The following is a 15,456-nucleotide window of genomic DNA, read 5'->3' on the forward strand; positions in this document are numbered from 1 at the left end:
AGGAGATTCTCATGTCTAGCATCGGGCACGACGTAGCCGCGGACCACGCGCACGACGACCACGCGCACGAAGCCCCGCACGGCTGGCGTCGCTGGCTGTTCGCCACCAACCACAAGGACATCGGTACGCTGTACCTGCTGTTCTCGTTCATCATGTTCCTGTCGGGCGGCGTGATGGCACTCGGCATCCGTGCCGAGCTGTTCGAGCCGGGCCTGCAGATCATGCGTCCGGAGTTCTTCAACGAACTCACGACGATGCACGGCCTGATCATGGTGTTCGGCGCGATCATGCCGGCGTTCGTCGGCTTCGCGAACTGGATGATTCCGCTGCAGATCGGCGCATCCGACATGGCGTTCGCGCGGATGAACAACTTCAGCTTCTGGCTGCTGCCGGTCGCAGCCGTGCTGCTGGTCGGTTCGTTCTTCGCGCCGGGCGGCGCGACGGCGGCCGGCTGGACGCTGTACGCACCGCTGTCGACGCAGATGGGCCCGGGCATGGACTTCGCGATCTTCGCGGTCCACATCATGGGCGCATCGTCGATCATGGGCGGGATCAACATCGTCGTGACGATCCTGAACATGCGCGCACCGGGCATGACGCTGATGAAGATGCCGATGTTCGCGTGGACGTGGCTGATCACCGCGTACCTGCTGATCGCCGTGATGCCGGTTCTGGCAGGCGCGATCACGATGGTGCTGTTCGACCGCCACTTCGGCACGTCGTTCTTCAACGCGGCAGGCGGCGGCGACCCGGTGATGTACCAGCACATCTTCTGGTTCTTCGGCCACCCCGAGGTGTACATCATGATTCTGCCGGCGTTCGGGATCGTGTCGCAGGTGATCCCGGCGTTCGCACGCAAGACGCTGTTCGGCTATAGCTCGATGGTGTACGCGACGGCGTCGATCGCGATCCTGTCGTTCATGGTCTGGGCGCACCACATGTTCGCCACGGGCATGCCGGTCACCGGCCAGCTGTTCTTCATGTATGCGACGATGCTGATCGCGGTGCCGACGGGCGTGAAGGTGTTCAACTGGCTCGCGACGATGTGGCGCGGCTCGATGACGTTCGAAACCCCGATGCTGTTCGCGATCGGCTTCCTGTTCGTGTTCACGTTCGGCGGCCTGACGGGCCTGATGCTCGCGATGGCGCCGCTCGACATCCAGTATCACGGCACCTACTTCGTGGTCGCGCACTTCCACTACGTGCTGGTGGCCGGCTCGCTGTTCGCGCTGTTCTCGGGCTGGTACTACTGGGCGCCGAAGTGGACGGGCTGGATGTACAACGAGACGCGCGGCAAGATCCACTTCTGGGCGTCGATGATCTTCTTCAACCTGACGTTCTTCCCGATGCACTTCGTCGGTCTCGCGGGCATGCCGCGCCGCTATGCGGACTACCCGGCGCAGTTCACGGACTTCAACCAGGTGGCGACGATCGGCGCATTCGGCTTCGGCCTCGCGCAGGTGTACTTCCTGTTCGCGGTCGCGCTGCCGGCCTACCGTGGCGGCGGCGAGCTGGAAAAGGCGTCGGACAAGCCGTGGGATGGCGCGACGGGCCTCGAGTGGACGGTCCCGAGCCCGGCTCCGTTCCACACGTTCGAGCAACCGCCGCACGTCGAATAAGTTTCACCTAGCGTTCCGCCGCTGCCTGCCGCGCAGGCAGGCGCGGCGGGCGCGAAACGGAAGTTTCAGCGAAGTTTCAGATGACCCGGAATCCACAAGAAAGACGAACGCCCGAGCAGATCCGCGCGGGCAACAAGCGGCTCGGCCTCACCCTGCTCGTCATCGCCGCCGTTTTTTTTGTGGGTGTCGTGATCAAGCAGTGGTGGCTGTCCACCCACTGATGCAGTAACTGACGCAGTAGCGAGGAAGTCGTCGTATGTCGAAGCCGGAAGAGGGCGCCGCGGATCGCGCGTTCAATCGTTCGATGCTGGTGAAGCTCTTCGTCGTGGCCGGGCTGATGTTCGGTTTCGGCTTCGCGCTGATCCCGATGTATCGGGCGATCTGCCAGATCACCGGCATCAACAACCTGGTGCAGCGCGATGTCAGCGAGCGCGAGGTGAAGAACTCGCAGGTCGACTACAGCCGCACGGTGTCGGTCGAGTTCGATGCGAACGCGCGCGGGCCGCTCGGCTTCAAGCCGGAGCACAACAGTCTCGACGTGCATCCGGGCGAACTGACGACGATCGTGTACGACGTGACGAACGGGCAGGGCCGGCCGGTCGTCGCGCAGGCGATTCCGAGCTACGCGCCGAAGCAGGCGACGGAGTTCTTCAAGAAGATCGAGTGCTTTTGCTTCACGCAGCAGACGCTGACCGCGAACGAGTCGCGCAAGATGCCGGTGGTGTTCGTGATCGACCCGAAATTGCCGAAGGACGTGAAGACGATCACGCTGTCGTACACGTTCTTCGAGCTGAATACCCCGGCCACGCCGGCCCCGGCGCAGCGCAGTACGGCGGCGGCGCAGGGTGCGGCGAAGCCGGATGCATGACGACGGAGGCGGGGCGATGACGGAGGTCAAGCGGAGCGGTACGTTCGGTCAGGCGCTGAAAGCGGTGCTGTGGTCGTTCTTCGGGGTGCGCAAGCGGCGCGACCTGGAGGCCGACGCGACGCAGCTCAATCCGCTGCACGTGCTGATCGTCGCGTTGATCGCGGCCGGCGTGTTCATCGGCGTGCTGATCCTGATCGTGCGTGCCGTCGTGGGTTGAGGGCGCAGTTAGCGGCTAGCGGCCCGCGGCGACGAAAGAATGCAGTGCGCGGCGCCACGGCGCGGCGTGCAGGAAAGAGCGGTGGCGGTCTCGCCGCGCAAGAAATAAAGCCGGAGCGGTTTCCGGTACACAAATTGGACTGAAGTGGAGAATCAAGCATGAGCGGTCAAAACCAGACCCCGTACTATTTCGTGCCGCATCCGTCGCAGCATCCGATCAGCGCGGCCATCGGCCTGCTGGTCATGCTCGGCTCGGTAGCGCTGTGGATCAACGGTCACGACTGGGCGCCGTTTACGGCGCTGCTCGGCCTGCTGTGGTTGCTCTTCACGCTGTATCACTGGTTCGGCGACGCGATCGCCGAATCGGAAGGCGGTCATTACGGCAAGAACGTCGACAAGTCGTACCGCTGGAGCATGAGCTGGTTCATCTTCTCGGAAGTGATGTTCTTCGGCGCGTTCTTCGGCGCGCTGTTCTATGCGCGTGAAATCGCGCTGCACCAGCTCGGCAGCCTCGACTACAAGCTGATCTGGCCGGACTTCTCCGCCGTGTGGCCGAACGAAGGCCCCGCCGCGCTCGCCGGTCACTTCAAGACGATGGGCCCGTGGCCGGTCCCGACGCTGAACACCGCGTTCCTGCTGTCTTCGGGCGTGACGCTGACGATCTCGCACCACGCGCTGCGTGACGATCATCGCAAGAAGGCGATCGCCTGGCTGGCCGCGACGCTCGTGTTCGGTATCTGCTTCCTGTTCCTGCAGGGTTTCGAGTACTACCACGCGTACAACGAACTGAACCTGACGCTGAACTCGGGCGTGTACGGTTCGACGTTCTTCCTGCTGACGGGCTTCCACGGCTTCCACGTGTTCCTCGGCGGCACGATGCTCGCGGTGGTGCTGGTGCGGATGATCCGCGGCCACTTCAAGCCCGATCACCACTTCGCCTTCGAAGGCGCCGCGTGGTACTGGCACTTCGTCGACGTCGTCTGGCTCGGCCTGTACGTCGTCGTCTACTGGCTGTAAATGGAACGACGGCCCGCGCAGCAATGCGCGGGCCGTTTTCATTGGTGTCGAGCGCGCGGCGGCGAAGCCGCGAGCGACACCACCCTGGCGCCGCCGCGACTCAGTCAGGCGGCGCTTTTGCTTGGTGGCGCGGCCGTGCGGCGAAATGTCACAGCGGCCGGCGCGGCAACGGCATCAACGCCCGATCGGCAGGCCGGTCGAATGGATCCAGCCCATCCAGTTCGCGAACAGGATGAGCAGGAACAGCGACACCGACAGCCCGACGCGGGTGGCGAGCGACCAGACCATGCGCTTCGTATGGCCGCGGTCGTGCATCATGAAGTAGAGCGCCGAGCCCATGCTGGCAATGATGAGGACGAAGGCGATGGGAACGAGTATGTGCATGACACGAACCGGACGACGGCAATTCGAAAGGAAGAGGATAATTATCGCACTTCGCTTTCGCGCAGGTGCCGGGCGGGCCGCATGATGAAGATCCGCTGGCTGCCCGCGTTGCTGATCCTCGTCGTCGTCGCTGTCACGGTCCGTCTCGGTTTCTGGCAGCGCGACCGCGCGCACCAGAAGGAAGCGCTGCAGGCGAGCATCGAGCGCTACGAGCAGGCGGCCCCTGTCGACATCGGCGCGCAGCCGGTTCCGCTCGCGTCGATCGAGTTTCATCGCGTGCGGGCAAAGGGCCGTTTCATGCCCGAGCAAGCGGTGTTCCTCGACAATCGGCCGTATAACGACCAGCCGGGTTTTTACGTCGTGATGCCGTTTAAACTCACGGGCGGCGGCGTCGTGCTCGTGAACCGCGGGTGGCTGCCGCGCAATATCGCCGATCGCACGGCGATCGAGCCGTTCGCGACGCCGGCGGGCGACGTCGAGATCGTCGGCATCGCGCGCGCCGATGCGTCGCGCGCGTTCGAGCTCGGCGAAGGCGGGTCGGCCGCGCATCAGAAGATCCGCCAGAACCTCGACGTCGCCGCGTATGCGCGGGAAACCGGGCTGCCGCTGCAGCCGTTCGTGATCCAGCAGACGAGCGACGACGGCGACAAGCTCGTGCGCGACTGGCCGGCGGCGACGACCGGCGTCGAGCGCAATTACGGTTACATGTTTCAGTGGTGGGCGATGGCGGCGGCCGCGCTCGGCTTCGGGCTGTACGCCGCGCGGCGTGCGGCGAAGAAGTCGGCCGGCGCGTGAGCGTCATGCCAGGACGCGGCGAGCGCGCCGCGGGTTTGTTTCGAGAGGTCTGATTTGTCCATGCAATCTCCCCGTCAGGGTCCGGCCGCTGCGCCGATGTCGCCCGCGGCCCGCAAGCGCGGCCGCTGGATGCTCGTGCTGCTGGGTCTCGTGTGCGCCGCGCCGATGATCGCGTCGTACTTCACCTATTACGTGATCAAGCCGAAGGGCGGGTCGACCAACTACGGCACGCTGATCGAGCCGCAGCGCCCGATCCCGGCGGATCTGCAGGTCACCGACGAAGCCGGCAAGACGGTGCCGCTGTCGGCGCTGCGCGGCGTCTGGCTGTTCGTGATGACCGACCGCAGCGCGTGCGACGACGCGTGCGCGCAGAAGCTCTATTTCATGCGCCAGATCCGCGTCACGCAGGCGGGCGAACGGCACCGGATCACGATGGTGTGGCTGCGCAGCGATGCGGGCGCGGTGCCGCAGAAGGTGCTGGACGCGTATCCGGACACGCGCCGGCTCGTTGCCGATCCGGCCGCGGTGGCCGCGTGGCTGCCGGCCGACGCCGGCACGAAGGACAGCGACCACATCTACATGGTCGACCCGAACGGCAACCTGATGATGCGTTTCCCGAAAGACCCGAATCCCAGCAAGATCAAGTCGGACGTGACGAAGCTGCTGAAGTGGTCGAGCATCGGTTAAGGCGAGAGAACGAGGCACCATTCCGATGTCGTATCTACTGCAACTCGGCCTGATCGGCTTGTGCATCGCGCTGCTGCCGCTGTCGTACGTGTGGGTGAAGGCCGACGACGACAAGTTCCGCAAGCTCGTGTGGATCACCACCTTCCTGACCCTCGACCTCGTGATGTTCGGCGGCTTCACGCGGCTGACCGATTCGGGGCTCGGCTGTCCCGACTGGCCAGGCTGCTACGGCACGTCGTCGCCGTTCATCGCGCACGCGGCGATCACGGCCGCGCACCAGGCGATGCCGACCGGGCCGGTCAGCATGACGAAGGCGTGGATCGAGATGATCCACCGCTATTTCGCGATGGCGATCGGCGTGCTGATCATCGCGCAGACCGTGATCGCATGGGCCGCCCGGCTGCGTCGCCGCCCGCTGCACGTGTCGCCGTGGTGGCCGACGAGCCTGCTGCTGCTGATTCTCGTGCAGGGCGCGTTCGGCGCATGGACGGTCACGATGAAGCTGCAACCGGTGATCGTCACGATCCACTTGCTGCTCGGCCTCACGCTGCTCGGCACGCTGGGTTGGCTCGCGGCGCGCCAGACGCCGCTGCCGTCGTATGACCCCGAGGCCGGGCGTTACCGCGCGGCCGCGCTCGCGGCGCTCGTGCTGCTGGTCGTGCAGATCGCGCTCGGCGGCTGGGTGAGCACGAACTACGCGGTGCTCGCGTGCACCGACTTCCCGACCTGCAACGGCCAGTGGATTCCGCCGATGGACTTCCAGCACGGCTTTCACCTGTGGCGCGCGCTCGGGATGACGAAGGACGGCGACGCGATCACGCAGGACGCGCTGGTCGCGATCCACTGGACGCACCGCACGTTCGCGTTCGTCGTGGTCGCGTACCTGGTCGCGTTCGCGCTGAAGATGCGCCGCTTCGAATCGCTGCGGCGGCCCGCGAACGGCGTGCTGCTGGTCGTCCTGCTGCAGTTCGTGACGGGCCTGACCAACATCGTGCTGCAGTGGCCGCTGCCCGTCGCCGTCGCGCACAACGGCGGGGCCGCGATCCTGCTGCTGCTCGTCGTCATGTTAAACTTTCGCATCCTTTCAAGCCGCCCCGGCCGTGTCGCGCAGCCTGCGCGCGACGCCGCCCCGGCGTGACCGCCCCCATGCAAAGCACCCTCTCCCAATCGCCCGGTAGCCGCTTTTCCCAGTACATGGCGCTGACGAAGCCGCGTGTCACGCAGCTCGCGGTGTTCTGCGCGGTGATCGGCATGTTCCTCGCGACGCCGGGCATGGTGCCGTGGCATGTGCTGATCGGCGGCACCGTCGGCATCTGGCTGCTGGCCGGCGCCGCGTTCGCGATCAACTGCCTCGTCGAACAGAAGATCGACGCGATGATGCGCCGCACCGCATGGCGCCCGTCCGCGCGCGGCGAGATCACGACGCCGCAGATCCTGCTGTTCTCGGCCGTGCTCGGCAGCGTCGGCGCATGGACGCTCTATACGTTCACGAATCCGTTGACGATGTGGCTGACGATCGCGACGTTCGTCGGCTACGCGGTGATCTACACGCTGCTGCTCAAGCCGATGACGCCGCAGAACATCGTGATCGGCGGCGCGTCGGGCGCGATGCCGCCGGCGCTCGGCTGGGCCGCCGTCACCGGCGCGGTGCCGGGCGACGCTTGGATCCTCGTGCTGATCATCTTCGTGTGGACGCCGCCGCATTTCTGGGTGCTCGCGCTCTATCGCCGCAAGGATTACGAGAACGCGGGGCTGCCGATGCTGCCCGTCACGCACGGCGAGAAGTTCACGCGGCTGCACATCCTGCTGTACACGGTGATCCTGTTCGCGGTCACGCTGATGCCCTTCATTTCCGGGATGAGCGGGGCCGTCTACCTGACGAGCGCGGTACTGCTCGGCGCGGTGTTCCTCGCGTATGCGTGGAAGATCCATCGCGACTATTCGGACGAACTCGCCCGCAAGGCCTTCCGCTACTCGATCGTCTATCTGTCGCTGCTGTTTGCCGCGCTGCTCGTCGATCACTACGCACGCCCGCTGCTCGGCGTGTAACCGCACGGTTTGAACGCAATGCTCCCATCACGGTTCGGGCGCCGCGCGCGCCAAGGCTGGATGCTCGCGTGCGCATTCACGGCAGCGCTGCTGCTCGCGGGATGCGACAACGCGCCGAAATTCCAGAATCTCGACATCACCGGCAACACGCAGTTCGGCAGCGACTTCGCGCTGCCCGATACGAGCGGCAAGGTCCGCACGCTCGCCGACTTCAAGGGCAAGGCCGTCGTGATGTTCTTCGGCTATACGCATTGCCCGGACGTGTGCCCGACCACGATGGCGGAATTGTCCGAAGCGCTGAAGCAGCTCGGGCCGGATGCCGCGAAGCGCGTGCAGGTGCTGTTCGTCACCGTCGATCCGGAGCGCGACACGCCGGCGCTGCTCGGCCAGTACGTGCCCGCGTTCGATCCGTCGTTCATCGGCCTGCGGCCGGCCGACGAAGCGGCGCTGAAGAAGGTCACGAAGGATTTCCGCGTGTACTACGCGAAGGTGCCCGGCAAGACGCCCGGCAGCTACACGATGGATCACACGGCCGCGAGCTACGTGTTCGACCGCGACGGCAAGCTGCGCCTGTTCGTGCGCGACGGCCAGGGCCCGGCCCCGTGGGTCCACGACCTGAAGCTGCTGGTCGACTGACCGGCCGCCGCCGGGCGCCCGCCCGGCGTTTCGCGTGACGGCCGTGTTCGCGCCGTCACGTTTCCCCGCTCTCATCTTTGCGCGCATGCGCTGCCCGCCGGGCGGCGCGTCGGCATGCGCGCGTATTGCGCACGTATTGCGCCGAAGCCGCGTTACGGCAGCGCCGGCACGTTGAAGCCCGACGCGGCGCGGGTGATCCGGAATTCCGTCACGCGATACGTGGCGAGCCCCTCGGTGACGAACGGGTCGGTCTCGAGGATCGCGTCGAGTGCGTCGCGATCGATGCGGGCCGCGAGGATCATGCCGCCTGCGCGCGGCACCTTCGGCCCCGCCGCGATGAAGATGCCCTTGTCGAACTGCGGCTGCAGGTACGCGCGATGGCGTTCGAGCGCGTCGTCGATGCGCTCGAGCGACGCGGTGTAGTGGATGTCGATGACGTACATGGATGCCCCTGGAATGATGCCGGCGCTTCGCGCGCCGGCCAGCCGGTCTTTTTAGCACAGCGGATGCGGGCTGTCGCGCCGGCGCGCCGCGTGGGGGCCTATCGATCGCCGGTTCGCCGCGGCGACGCGTATTCAAGATGTAAGCCTCGTTGCCGTAAATAAAAGAGCAACCGTTTGCGCGCGGCCGGCCGTTCGCGCGTCGGATGCATCGACATCGACAGAGGCACGCAGATGAGCAGAATGAGTTTGAACCGCAAGCTGTGGCTCGCGCTTGCGCTGGTATGGATCGGTCTTCTGGGCGTCGGCGCATGGAGCGCCTACGAGACGCGCGCGACGATGCTCGCCGAACGCAAGGCCGGCATCGCGAATCTCGTCGACTCGGCGGCGGGCATCGTGAAGGCCTATCACGCGCTCGCGCAGAGCGGCACGCTGCCCGAGGCCAACGCGAAGCGCGACGCGCTCGCGAGCCTCGCCGCGATGCGCTACGGCGATTCGGGCTACGTGTTCGTGATGGATTCGAAGCCGGTCGTGCTGATGCATCCGACGCTGCCGAAACTCGTCAACACGCAGGTCGGCGACTATCTCGATCCGGACGGCAAGCCGCTGTTCGTGACGATCCTGAACGCGGCGAAGGCGACCGGCAGCGGCTTCGCCGAATATCGCGGGCGGCTGCCGCACAGCGAGACGGCCGTGCCGAAGATCAGCTACGTCACGCGGTTCGCGCCGTGGGACTGGAATATCTCGAGCGGCGTGTTCCTGAAGGACATCGACACCGTGTACTACCGGACGCTGTTCGGCCATCTGGCCATGGTGTTCGTGATCGGCTTCGTGATCAGCGCGGCGATGCTGGTGATCATCCGCAACGTGCGCGGCAGCCTCGGCGGCGAGCCGGACGAAGCGGCCGCGCTCGCGACGCGCATCGCGCAGGGCGACCTCACGCAGCCGGTGCCGGTGCGCGCGGGCGATCGCACCAGCATGATGGCCGCGATGCACGACATGCAGGCACGGTTGCAGGCGACGATCGGCGGGATTCGCCAGTCGGCCGAATCGATCGCGTCGGCGAGCCGCCAGATCTCGGCCGGCAACGACGACCTGTCGCAGCGCACCGAGGAGCAGGCCGCGTCGCTCGAGGAAACCGCCGCGAGCATGGAGCAGCTGACCGCGACGGTGAAGCAGAACGCGGACAACGCGCGGCAGGCGAGCGGGCTCGCGAACAATGCGTCGGACATCGCGCGTGCGGGCAGCGACGTCGTGAACCGCGTGATCGGCACGATGGGCGAGATCGACGACAGCTCGCGCAAGATCGCCGACATCATCGGCGTGATCGAGGGCATCGCGTTCCAGACCAACATCCTCGCGCTGAACGCGGCGGTCGAAGCCGCGCGCGCGGGCGAGCAGGGCCGCGGCTTCGCGGTGGTCGCGGGCGAGGTGCGCTCGCTCGCGCAGCGCAGCGCGACGGCCGCGAAGGAGATCCGCGCGCTGATCGTCGATTCGGTCGAGCGCGTGCGCAACGGCTCGACGCTGGTCGGCCAGGCCGGCACGACGATGGGCGAGATCCTGCAGGCGGTCGCACGCGTGACCGACATCATGGGCGAGATCGCGGCGGCGTCCGAGGAGCAGGCGAGCGGCATCACGCAGGTCGGCCGCGCGGTCACGCAGATGGACCAGGTGACGCAGCAGAATGCGGCGCTGGTCGAGGAAGCGGCCGCGGCCGCTGCGTCGCTGCAGGAACAGGCCGCGCGGCTGCGCGACGCGGTCGGCGCGTTCCGGGTCGCCAATACCGGCGGCCCGTCGCCGCGCGGGACCGGTGCATGGGCGGCCGAGCCGGCTTTCGGCACGAAGGCGGCCGACGAGACGGTGGCGGCGTGACGTGTATCGGCCGATTGGCCAATGGGTCGATGCGTCGATGCGTCGAGGAAAAATGCAACTAACGGCCGAGTTGTGCGGCGGCCGCCGGCACTGCGCTGGTGCATACCCATATGAGCGGGATGTATTTCACTTCCCGCCGATCCTGTGACACCATTTGGCCCTTCCTGCGAGTCCGGGCATACCCGTATCGCGCCCCATTTCCAGTAAGCAAGAAAGCGAGAAACAGATGAAGCGTCGCAGTCTCCTGAAGGTATTTTCCGTGCTGGCCACCGGCGCCGCGCTGACGCTGTCGGCAGGCGCGCACGCCGAAGACAAGGTGATCAAGGTCGGCACGGTCGCCGGCCCGGATTCGGAAGTGTGGCAAGTCGTGCAGAAGGTCGCGAAAGAGAAGGAAGGCCTGAACGTGAAGGTCATCGAGTTCAACGACTACGTGCAGCCGAACGCGGCGCTCGATTCGGGCGACCTCGACGCGAACAGCTTCCAGCACCAGCCCTACCTCGACAGCCAGGTGAAGCAGCGCGGCTACAAGATCGTCAGCGCGGGCCTGACCTACATCTCGCCGATCGGCGTGTACTCGAAGAAATTCAAGTCGCTGAAGGATCTGCCGCAGGGCGCGAAGCTCGCGGTGCCGAACGATCCGTCGAACGAGAACCGCGCGCTGCTGCTGCTGCAGACGCAAGGCGTGATCAAGCTGAAGGCCGGCGCCGGCACGGGCGGCAACAACGCGACGGTGCTCGACATCGCCGAGAACCCGAAGAAGCTGAAGATCTCCGAACTCGACGCCGCGCAACTGCCGCGCGTGCTGTCGGACGTCGACGCGGCCGTGATCAACACGAACTACGCGCTGGCCGCGAACCTGCAGCCGACCAAGGACGCGATCGCGCTCGAATCGCTGACGAGCCCGTACGCGAACCTGATCGCCGTGCGCGCGAAGGACAAGGATCAGCCGTGGGTGAAGAAGCTGGTCAAGGCGTACCAGTCGCCGGAAGTGAAGGAATTCATCAAGAAGCAGTTCAAGGGCTCGATGGTCGCGTCGTTCTGAACGCCGCCCACCGGTCGGACCGCTGAACGAAAAGGGCCTGCATCGCGCAGGCCCTTTTTTCATTGGCGCGGCACGCGCGCCTATGCCTACATCTCCCCGCGCCGCGAGCAGATCGACATGATCTGCTGGATCGCGTAGTTGTCGCGCACGCCGGGCAGCGACTGCACGACGCACTCGTGAAAGCGCCGTTCGCGCGGCAGCAGCATCGCGTTGTTGCGGTACAGCGCGTCGCACGAGCGCTGGATCAACTGGGCCGCCGCGCCGTTGCGGCTTTCGCGCAGCGCGTTGAGCATGCAGTCGTCGTATTGCGCGTTGCCGTCGGTCAGCGCGAACGCCGCGCCCGGCAGCGTCAGCGCGACGGCGGTGAATGCTGCGAATGCGGCGGCTCGGATACCCCGTTTCATCTGCCCTCCGGTGGAGTGGATTGGGTCGGCCGACAGCATAGCGTAAAGCCGCATGCGCGGCCGACGCATTGGCCGACGCGGATCGGCGCCGCCACCGGCAAGGCTTGGCGCGCTTTCTCGGGGCCTCGGCGAGGTTGTGTCCGGCGCGCCGCGCGAAAGCACGGAGTCAGGCGGTGGTCTGCGGAAATGGTATCCTCGTGCGTTCGCCGCTGCACGCTTTCCCGGAGCGTGCGCGGGCCGATCGCCCGCGTCTCGGACGCACGGGCGGCGCCCGCCCGACGGCGGCGGGAATCCATCATCCAGAACCGACACAATACGGGGGAGACTCACCCATGAAGCGATTCAAGACTTTCGCGATCCGTTCGATCACGGCCGGCGTCGCCGCACTCGCGCTGGCAGGCGCCGCGCATGCACAGACCGTCAAGGTGCTGTCGATCGTCGACCATCCGGCGCTCGATGCGATCCGCGACGGCGTGCGCGCCGAACTGAAGGCGGAAGGTTACGGCGACGACAAGCTCAAGTGGGAGTACCAGAGCGCGCAGGGCAACACCGGCACGGCCGCGCAGATCGCGCGCAAGTTCGTCGGCGACAAGCCCGACGTGATCGTCGCGATCGCAACGCCGGCCGCGCAGTCGGTCGTCGCCGCGACGAAGAGCGTGCCGGTCGTCTACTCGGGCGTCACCGACCCGGTCGCCGCGCAGCTCGTGAAGGGCTGGGGCCCGTCGGGCACCAACGTGACGGGCGTGTCCGACAAGCTGCCGCTCGATCGCCAGGTCGCGCTGATCAAGCGCGTCGTGCCGAATGCGAAGACGGTCGGCATGGTCTACAACCCGGGCGAGGCGAATTCGGTCGTCGTCGTGAAGGAGCTCAAGGAGATCCTCGCGAAGCAGGGGATGACGCTGAAGGAAGCGGCCGCGCCGCGCACCGTCGACATCGGCCCGGCCGCGAAGAGCCTGATCGGCAAGGTCGACGTGATCTACACGAATACCGACAACAACGTCGTGTCCGCGTACGAAGCGCTGGTGAAGGTCGCGAACGAAGCGAAGATTCCGCTCGTCGCCGGCGACACCGACAGCGTGAAGCGCGGCGGCATCGCGGCGCTCGGCATCAACTACGGCGACCTCGGCCGCCAGACGGGCAGGGTCGTCGCGCGCATCCTGAAGGGCGAGAAGCCGGGCGCGATCGCGTCGGAGACGAGCAGCAACCTCGAACTGTTCGTGAATACGGGCGCGGCCGCGAAGCAGGGCGTCACGCTGTCGCCGGATCTCGTGAAGGAAGCGAAGACGGTCATCAAGTAAGCCGCGGCCCGACCGCCGCGCTTGCAGGCCCGATCCGGGCCTCGACGACATCGCCGGACGGGCGGCTCCCACCCGGGGCCGCCCGTTCGCTTCGCCCGGCCGTACATGTCCGGCCGGGAAGCAACAGGATTTCCCCATCATGTCTCTGTTCTCGTTTCTGGGCGCACTGGAGATCGGCCTGATCTTCAGTCTCGTCGCCCTCGGGGTGCTGATCTCGTTTCGCATCCTCAACTTCCCCGACCTCACCGTCGACGGCAGCTTTCCGCTCGGCGGCGCCGTCGCCGCGACGCTGATCTCGGCCGGCCATGACCCGTTTTCCGCGACGCTGCTCGCGATCGTTGCGGGCGCGCTAGCCGGCTTCGTCACCGGCTGGCTGAACGTGCGCCTGAAGATCATGGATCTGCTCGCCAGTATCCTGATGATGATCGCGCTCTACTCGGTGAACCTGCGGATCATGGGCCGGCCGAACGTGCCGCTGATCACCGAGCCGACGCTCTTCACCGTGCTGCAGCCCGACTGGATGCCCGATTACGTGCTGCGCCCGGCGCTGCTCGCGATCGTCGTCGTGATCGCGAAGCTCGGCCTCGACTGGTTCTTCTCGTCGCAGCTCGGCCTCGCGATGCGCGCGACCGGCGCGAACCCGCGGATGGCGCGCGCGCAGGGCATCGCGACCGGCCGGGCGACGCTCGCCGGGATGGCGCTGTCGAACGCGCTCGTCGCGCTCGCGGGCGCCCTGTTCGCGCAGACGCAGGGCGGCTCGGACATCTCGATGGGGATCGGCACGATCGTGATCGGGCTGGCCGCCGTGATCATCGGCGAGACGCTGCTGCCGGCGCGCCGGCTGGTGCTGACGACGCTTGCCGTCGTGCTCGGCGCGATCGTCTACCGCTTCTTCATCGCGCTCGCGCTGAACAGCGAATTCATCGGCCTGAAGGCGCAGGATCTGAACCTCGTGACGGCCGCGCTCGTCACGATCGCGCTGGTGCTGCCGGCGACGCGCAAGAAGCTGTTCGCGCGCAAGAACGGAGGGGCATGACATGCTGTCCGCACACGATCTCAAACTCACGTTCAATCCCGGCACGCCGATCGAGACGCGCGCGCTGCGCGGGCTGTCGCTCGAGATTCCCGACGGCCAGTTCGTCGCGGTGATCGGCTCGAACGGCGCCGGCAAGTCGACCTTCCTCAATGCGGTCAGCGGCGACCAGCGCGTCGATGCGGGACGCATCGCGATCGACGGCACGGATGTGACGCGCAAGGCTGCGTGGGACCGCGCGCACCTCGTCGCGCGCGTGTTTCAGGATCCGATGGCCGGCACCTGCGAGGCGTTGACGATCGAGGAGAACATGGCGCTCGCGATGGCGCGCGGCGCGCGGCGCGGCTTCCGGGCGGCGCTCGACCGGCCGTCGCGCGAGCTGTTCCGCGACAAGCTGCGGCTGCTGAACCTCGGGCTGGAAAACCGGCTGACCGACCGGATCGGGCTGCTGTCGGGCGGCCAGCGGCAGGCCGTGAGCCTGCTGATGGCGTCGCTGCGGCCGTCGCGGATCCTGCTGCTCGACGAGCACACGGCCGCGCTCGATCCGAAGACGGCCGCGTTCGTGCTGGAGCTGACCGCGCGCATCGTCGCCGAGAGCAAGCTGACGACGATGATGGTCACGCACAGCATGCGGCAGGCGCTCGACTACGGCGACCGCACGGTGATGCTGCACCAGGGGCAGGTCGTGCTCGACGTGTCGGGCGACGCGCGCAAGGGGCTGGACGTGCCGGATCTGCTGCAGATGTTCGAGAAGGTGCGGCACGAGCAGCTCGACGACGACGCGTTGCTGCTCGGTTGACGGGCTGCTGACCGACGGCTGACGGGCCGGCGCGCCGTGACATGACGGGCGCGCCGGCTTCTCCCCGGTTTCTTCCGACGAAAACCGGTTTTGCACCGGTGCTGTGCGACGCGCGCGCATTGCCATATACTGTATATCCATACAGTTGTGGGTGGCGTCATGCTCGCATCCTCCATTACTCCCGAATCCCTTCATCCGTCGCTTTGGACCTATACCCGTGGAGTACATAGTTTGAGGGCGAAAAGCGTGAAAGCGTTCTGCGGTGGGGTCGCCAAGGACTCTCCGTTTCGATGTATG

General features: G+C 66.5%; 18 protein-coding genes. 15 read left to right on the forward strand and 3 right to left on the reverse strand.

Annotated elements, in window-relative coordinates:
- Positions 1-11 precede the first annotated feature (11 nt).
- The 5 genes from ctaD (at position 12) to DFS13_RS16700 (ending at position 3,720) form a co-directional block, all read left to right on the forward strand.
- Positions 12-1,619 (forward strand): cytochrome c oxidase subunit I, encoded by a 1,608-nt coding sequence (gene ctaD / locus DFS13_RS16685; RefSeq protein ID WP_006477731.1) that lies wholly within the window; start codon positions 12-14, stop codon positions 1,617-1,619.
- An 80-nt stretch (positions 1,620-1,699) separates the two neighbouring features.
- Positions 1,700-1,840, forward strand: coding sequence for a cytochrome oxidase small assembly protein (locus DFS13_RS40335; protein ID WP_006486385.1), 141 nt, complete (start codon positions 1,700-1,702; stop codon positions 1,838-1,840).
- A 35-nt stretch (positions 1,841-1,875) separates the two neighbouring features.
- A complete protein-coding gene (locus tag DFS13_RS16690; protein WP_006486387.1) occupies positions 1,876-2,487 on the forward strand; it encodes a cytochrome c oxidase assembly protein in 612 nt (203 codons plus the stop codon).
- Positions 2,488-2,503: 16 nt separating this feature from the next.
- On the forward strand, positions 2,504-2,704 hold the full coding sequence (locus DFS13_RS16695; RefSeq protein WP_006486367.1) for a DUF2970 domain-containing protein: 201 nt from the start codon (positions 2,504-2,506) through the stop codon (positions 2,702-2,704).
- A 158-nt stretch (positions 2,705-2,862) separates the two neighbouring features.
- Positions 2,863-3,720, forward strand: coding sequence for a cytochrome c oxidase subunit 3 (locus tag DFS13_RS16700; protein ID WP_006486364.1), 858 nt, complete (start codon positions 2,863-2,865; stop codon positions 3,718-3,720).
- Between the two features lie 174 nt (positions 3,721-3,894).
- On the opposite strand, the gene DFS13_RS16705 is transcribed toward DFS13_RS16700, so the two are convergent.
- On the reverse strand, positions 3,895-4,104 hold the full coding sequence (locus tag DFS13_RS16705) for a twin transmembrane helix small protein (protein ID WP_006477735.1): 210 nt from the start codon (positions 4,102-4,104) through the stop codon (positions 3,895-3,897).
- 84 nt (positions 4,105-4,188) lie between these two features.
- Here DFS13_RS16705 and DFS13_RS16710 point away from each other — a divergent pair, with 84 nt between their 5' ends.
- The 5 genes from DFS13_RS16710 to DFS13_RS16730 are packed head-to-tail and all read left to right on the forward strand — an operon-like array spanning position 4,189 to position 8,271.
- Positions 4,189-4,899, forward strand: a complete 711-nt coding sequence (locus DFS13_RS16710; RefSeq protein ID WP_241308687.1) for an SURF1 family protein — start codon at positions 4,189-4,191, stop codon at positions 4,897-4,899.
- A gap of 60 nt (positions 4,900-4,959) precedes the next feature.
- Positions 4,960-5,586, forward strand: a complete 627-nt coding sequence (locus tag DFS13_RS16715) for a cytochrome C oxidase subunit I (protein ID WP_111441894.1) — start codon at positions 4,960-4,962, stop codon at positions 5,584-5,586.
- A gap of 25 nt (positions 5,587-5,611) precedes the next feature.
- A complete protein-coding gene (locus DFS13_RS16720; protein ID WP_006486378.1) occupies positions 5,612-6,724 on the forward strand; it encodes a heme A synthase in 1,113 nt (370 codons plus the stop codon).
- Between the two features lie 8 nt (positions 6,725-6,732).
- On the forward strand, positions 6,733-7,635 hold the full coding sequence (cyoE, locus tag DFS13_RS16725; protein WP_006477738.1) for a heme o synthase: 903 nt from the start codon (positions 6,733-6,735) through the stop codon (positions 7,633-7,635).
- A gap of 18 nt (positions 7,636-7,653) precedes the next feature.
- On the forward strand, positions 7,654-8,271 hold the full coding sequence (locus DFS13_RS16730) for an SCO family protein (RefSeq protein WP_012492388.1): 618 nt from the start codon (positions 7,654-7,656) through the stop codon (positions 8,269-8,271).
- 152 nt (positions 8,272-8,423) lie between these two features.
- On the opposite strand, the gene DFS13_RS16735 is transcribed toward DFS13_RS16730, so the two are convergent.
- Positions 8,424-8,714: a YciI family protein gene (locus tag DFS13_RS16735; RefSeq protein ID WP_006486398.1), complete on the reverse strand. Its 291-nt coding sequence runs from the start codon at positions 8,712-8,714 to the stop codon at positions 8,424-8,426.
- A 231-nt stretch (positions 8,715-8,945) separates the two neighbouring features.
- On the opposite strand from DFS13_RS16735, the gene DFS13_RS16740 reads away from it, so the two are divergent.
- Both DFS13_RS16740 and DFS13_RS16745 read left to right on the forward strand, forming a co-directional pair.
- A complete protein-coding gene (locus DFS13_RS16740; protein WP_111441896.1) occupies positions 8,946-10,583 on the forward strand; it encodes a methyl-accepting chemotaxis protein in 1,638 nt (545 codons plus the stop codon).
- Between the two features lie 226 nt (positions 10,584-10,809).
- Positions 10,810-11,625, forward strand: coding sequence for a MetQ/NlpA family ABC transporter substrate-binding protein (locus DFS13_RS16745; RefSeq protein ID WP_006486394.1), 816 nt, complete (start codon positions 10,810-10,812; stop codon positions 11,623-11,625).
- 86 nt (positions 11,626-11,711) lie between these two features.
- Here DFS13_RS16745 and DFS13_RS16750 read toward each other — a convergent pair whose 3' ends face one another.
- Positions 11,712-12,029, reverse strand: a complete 318-nt coding sequence (locus DFS13_RS16750; protein WP_006499038.1) for a VF_A0006 family four-cysteine protein — start codon at positions 12,027-12,029, stop codon at positions 11,712-11,714.
- A gap of 332 nt (positions 12,030-12,361) precedes the next feature.
- Between DFS13_RS16750 and DFS13_RS16755 the strand changes: the two genes are divergently transcribed.
- The 3 genes from DFS13_RS16755 to DFS13_RS16765 all read left to right on the forward strand — a co-directional run bounded on the left by DFS13_RS16755 (position 12,362) and on the right by DFS13_RS16765 (position 15,159).
- On the forward strand, positions 12,362-13,327 hold the full coding sequence (locus DFS13_RS16755) for an ABC transporter substrate-binding protein (protein WP_059721064.1): 966 nt from the start codon (positions 12,362-12,364) through the stop codon (positions 13,325-13,327).
- Positions 13,328-13,466: 139 nt separating this feature from the next.
- Complete coding sequence (locus tag DFS13_RS16760) at positions 13,467-14,363, forward strand: ABC transporter permease (RefSeq protein ID WP_006486373.1); 897 nt, start codon at positions 13,467-13,469, stop codon at positions 14,361-14,363.
- A gap of 1 nt (position 14,364) precedes the next feature.
- Entirely contained in the window at positions 14,365-15,159 is a 795-nt protein-coding gene (locus DFS13_RS16765) for an ABC transporter ATP-binding protein (RefSeq protein WP_006486391.1), read from the forward strand.
- Positions 15,160-15,456: the final 297 nt, after the last annotated feature.

Source organism: Burkholderia sp. 28_3 (assembly GCF_003253915.1).
Lineage (GTDB): Bacteria > Pseudomonadota > Gammaproteobacteria > Burkholderiales > Burkholderiaceae > Burkholderia > Burkholderia cenocepacia.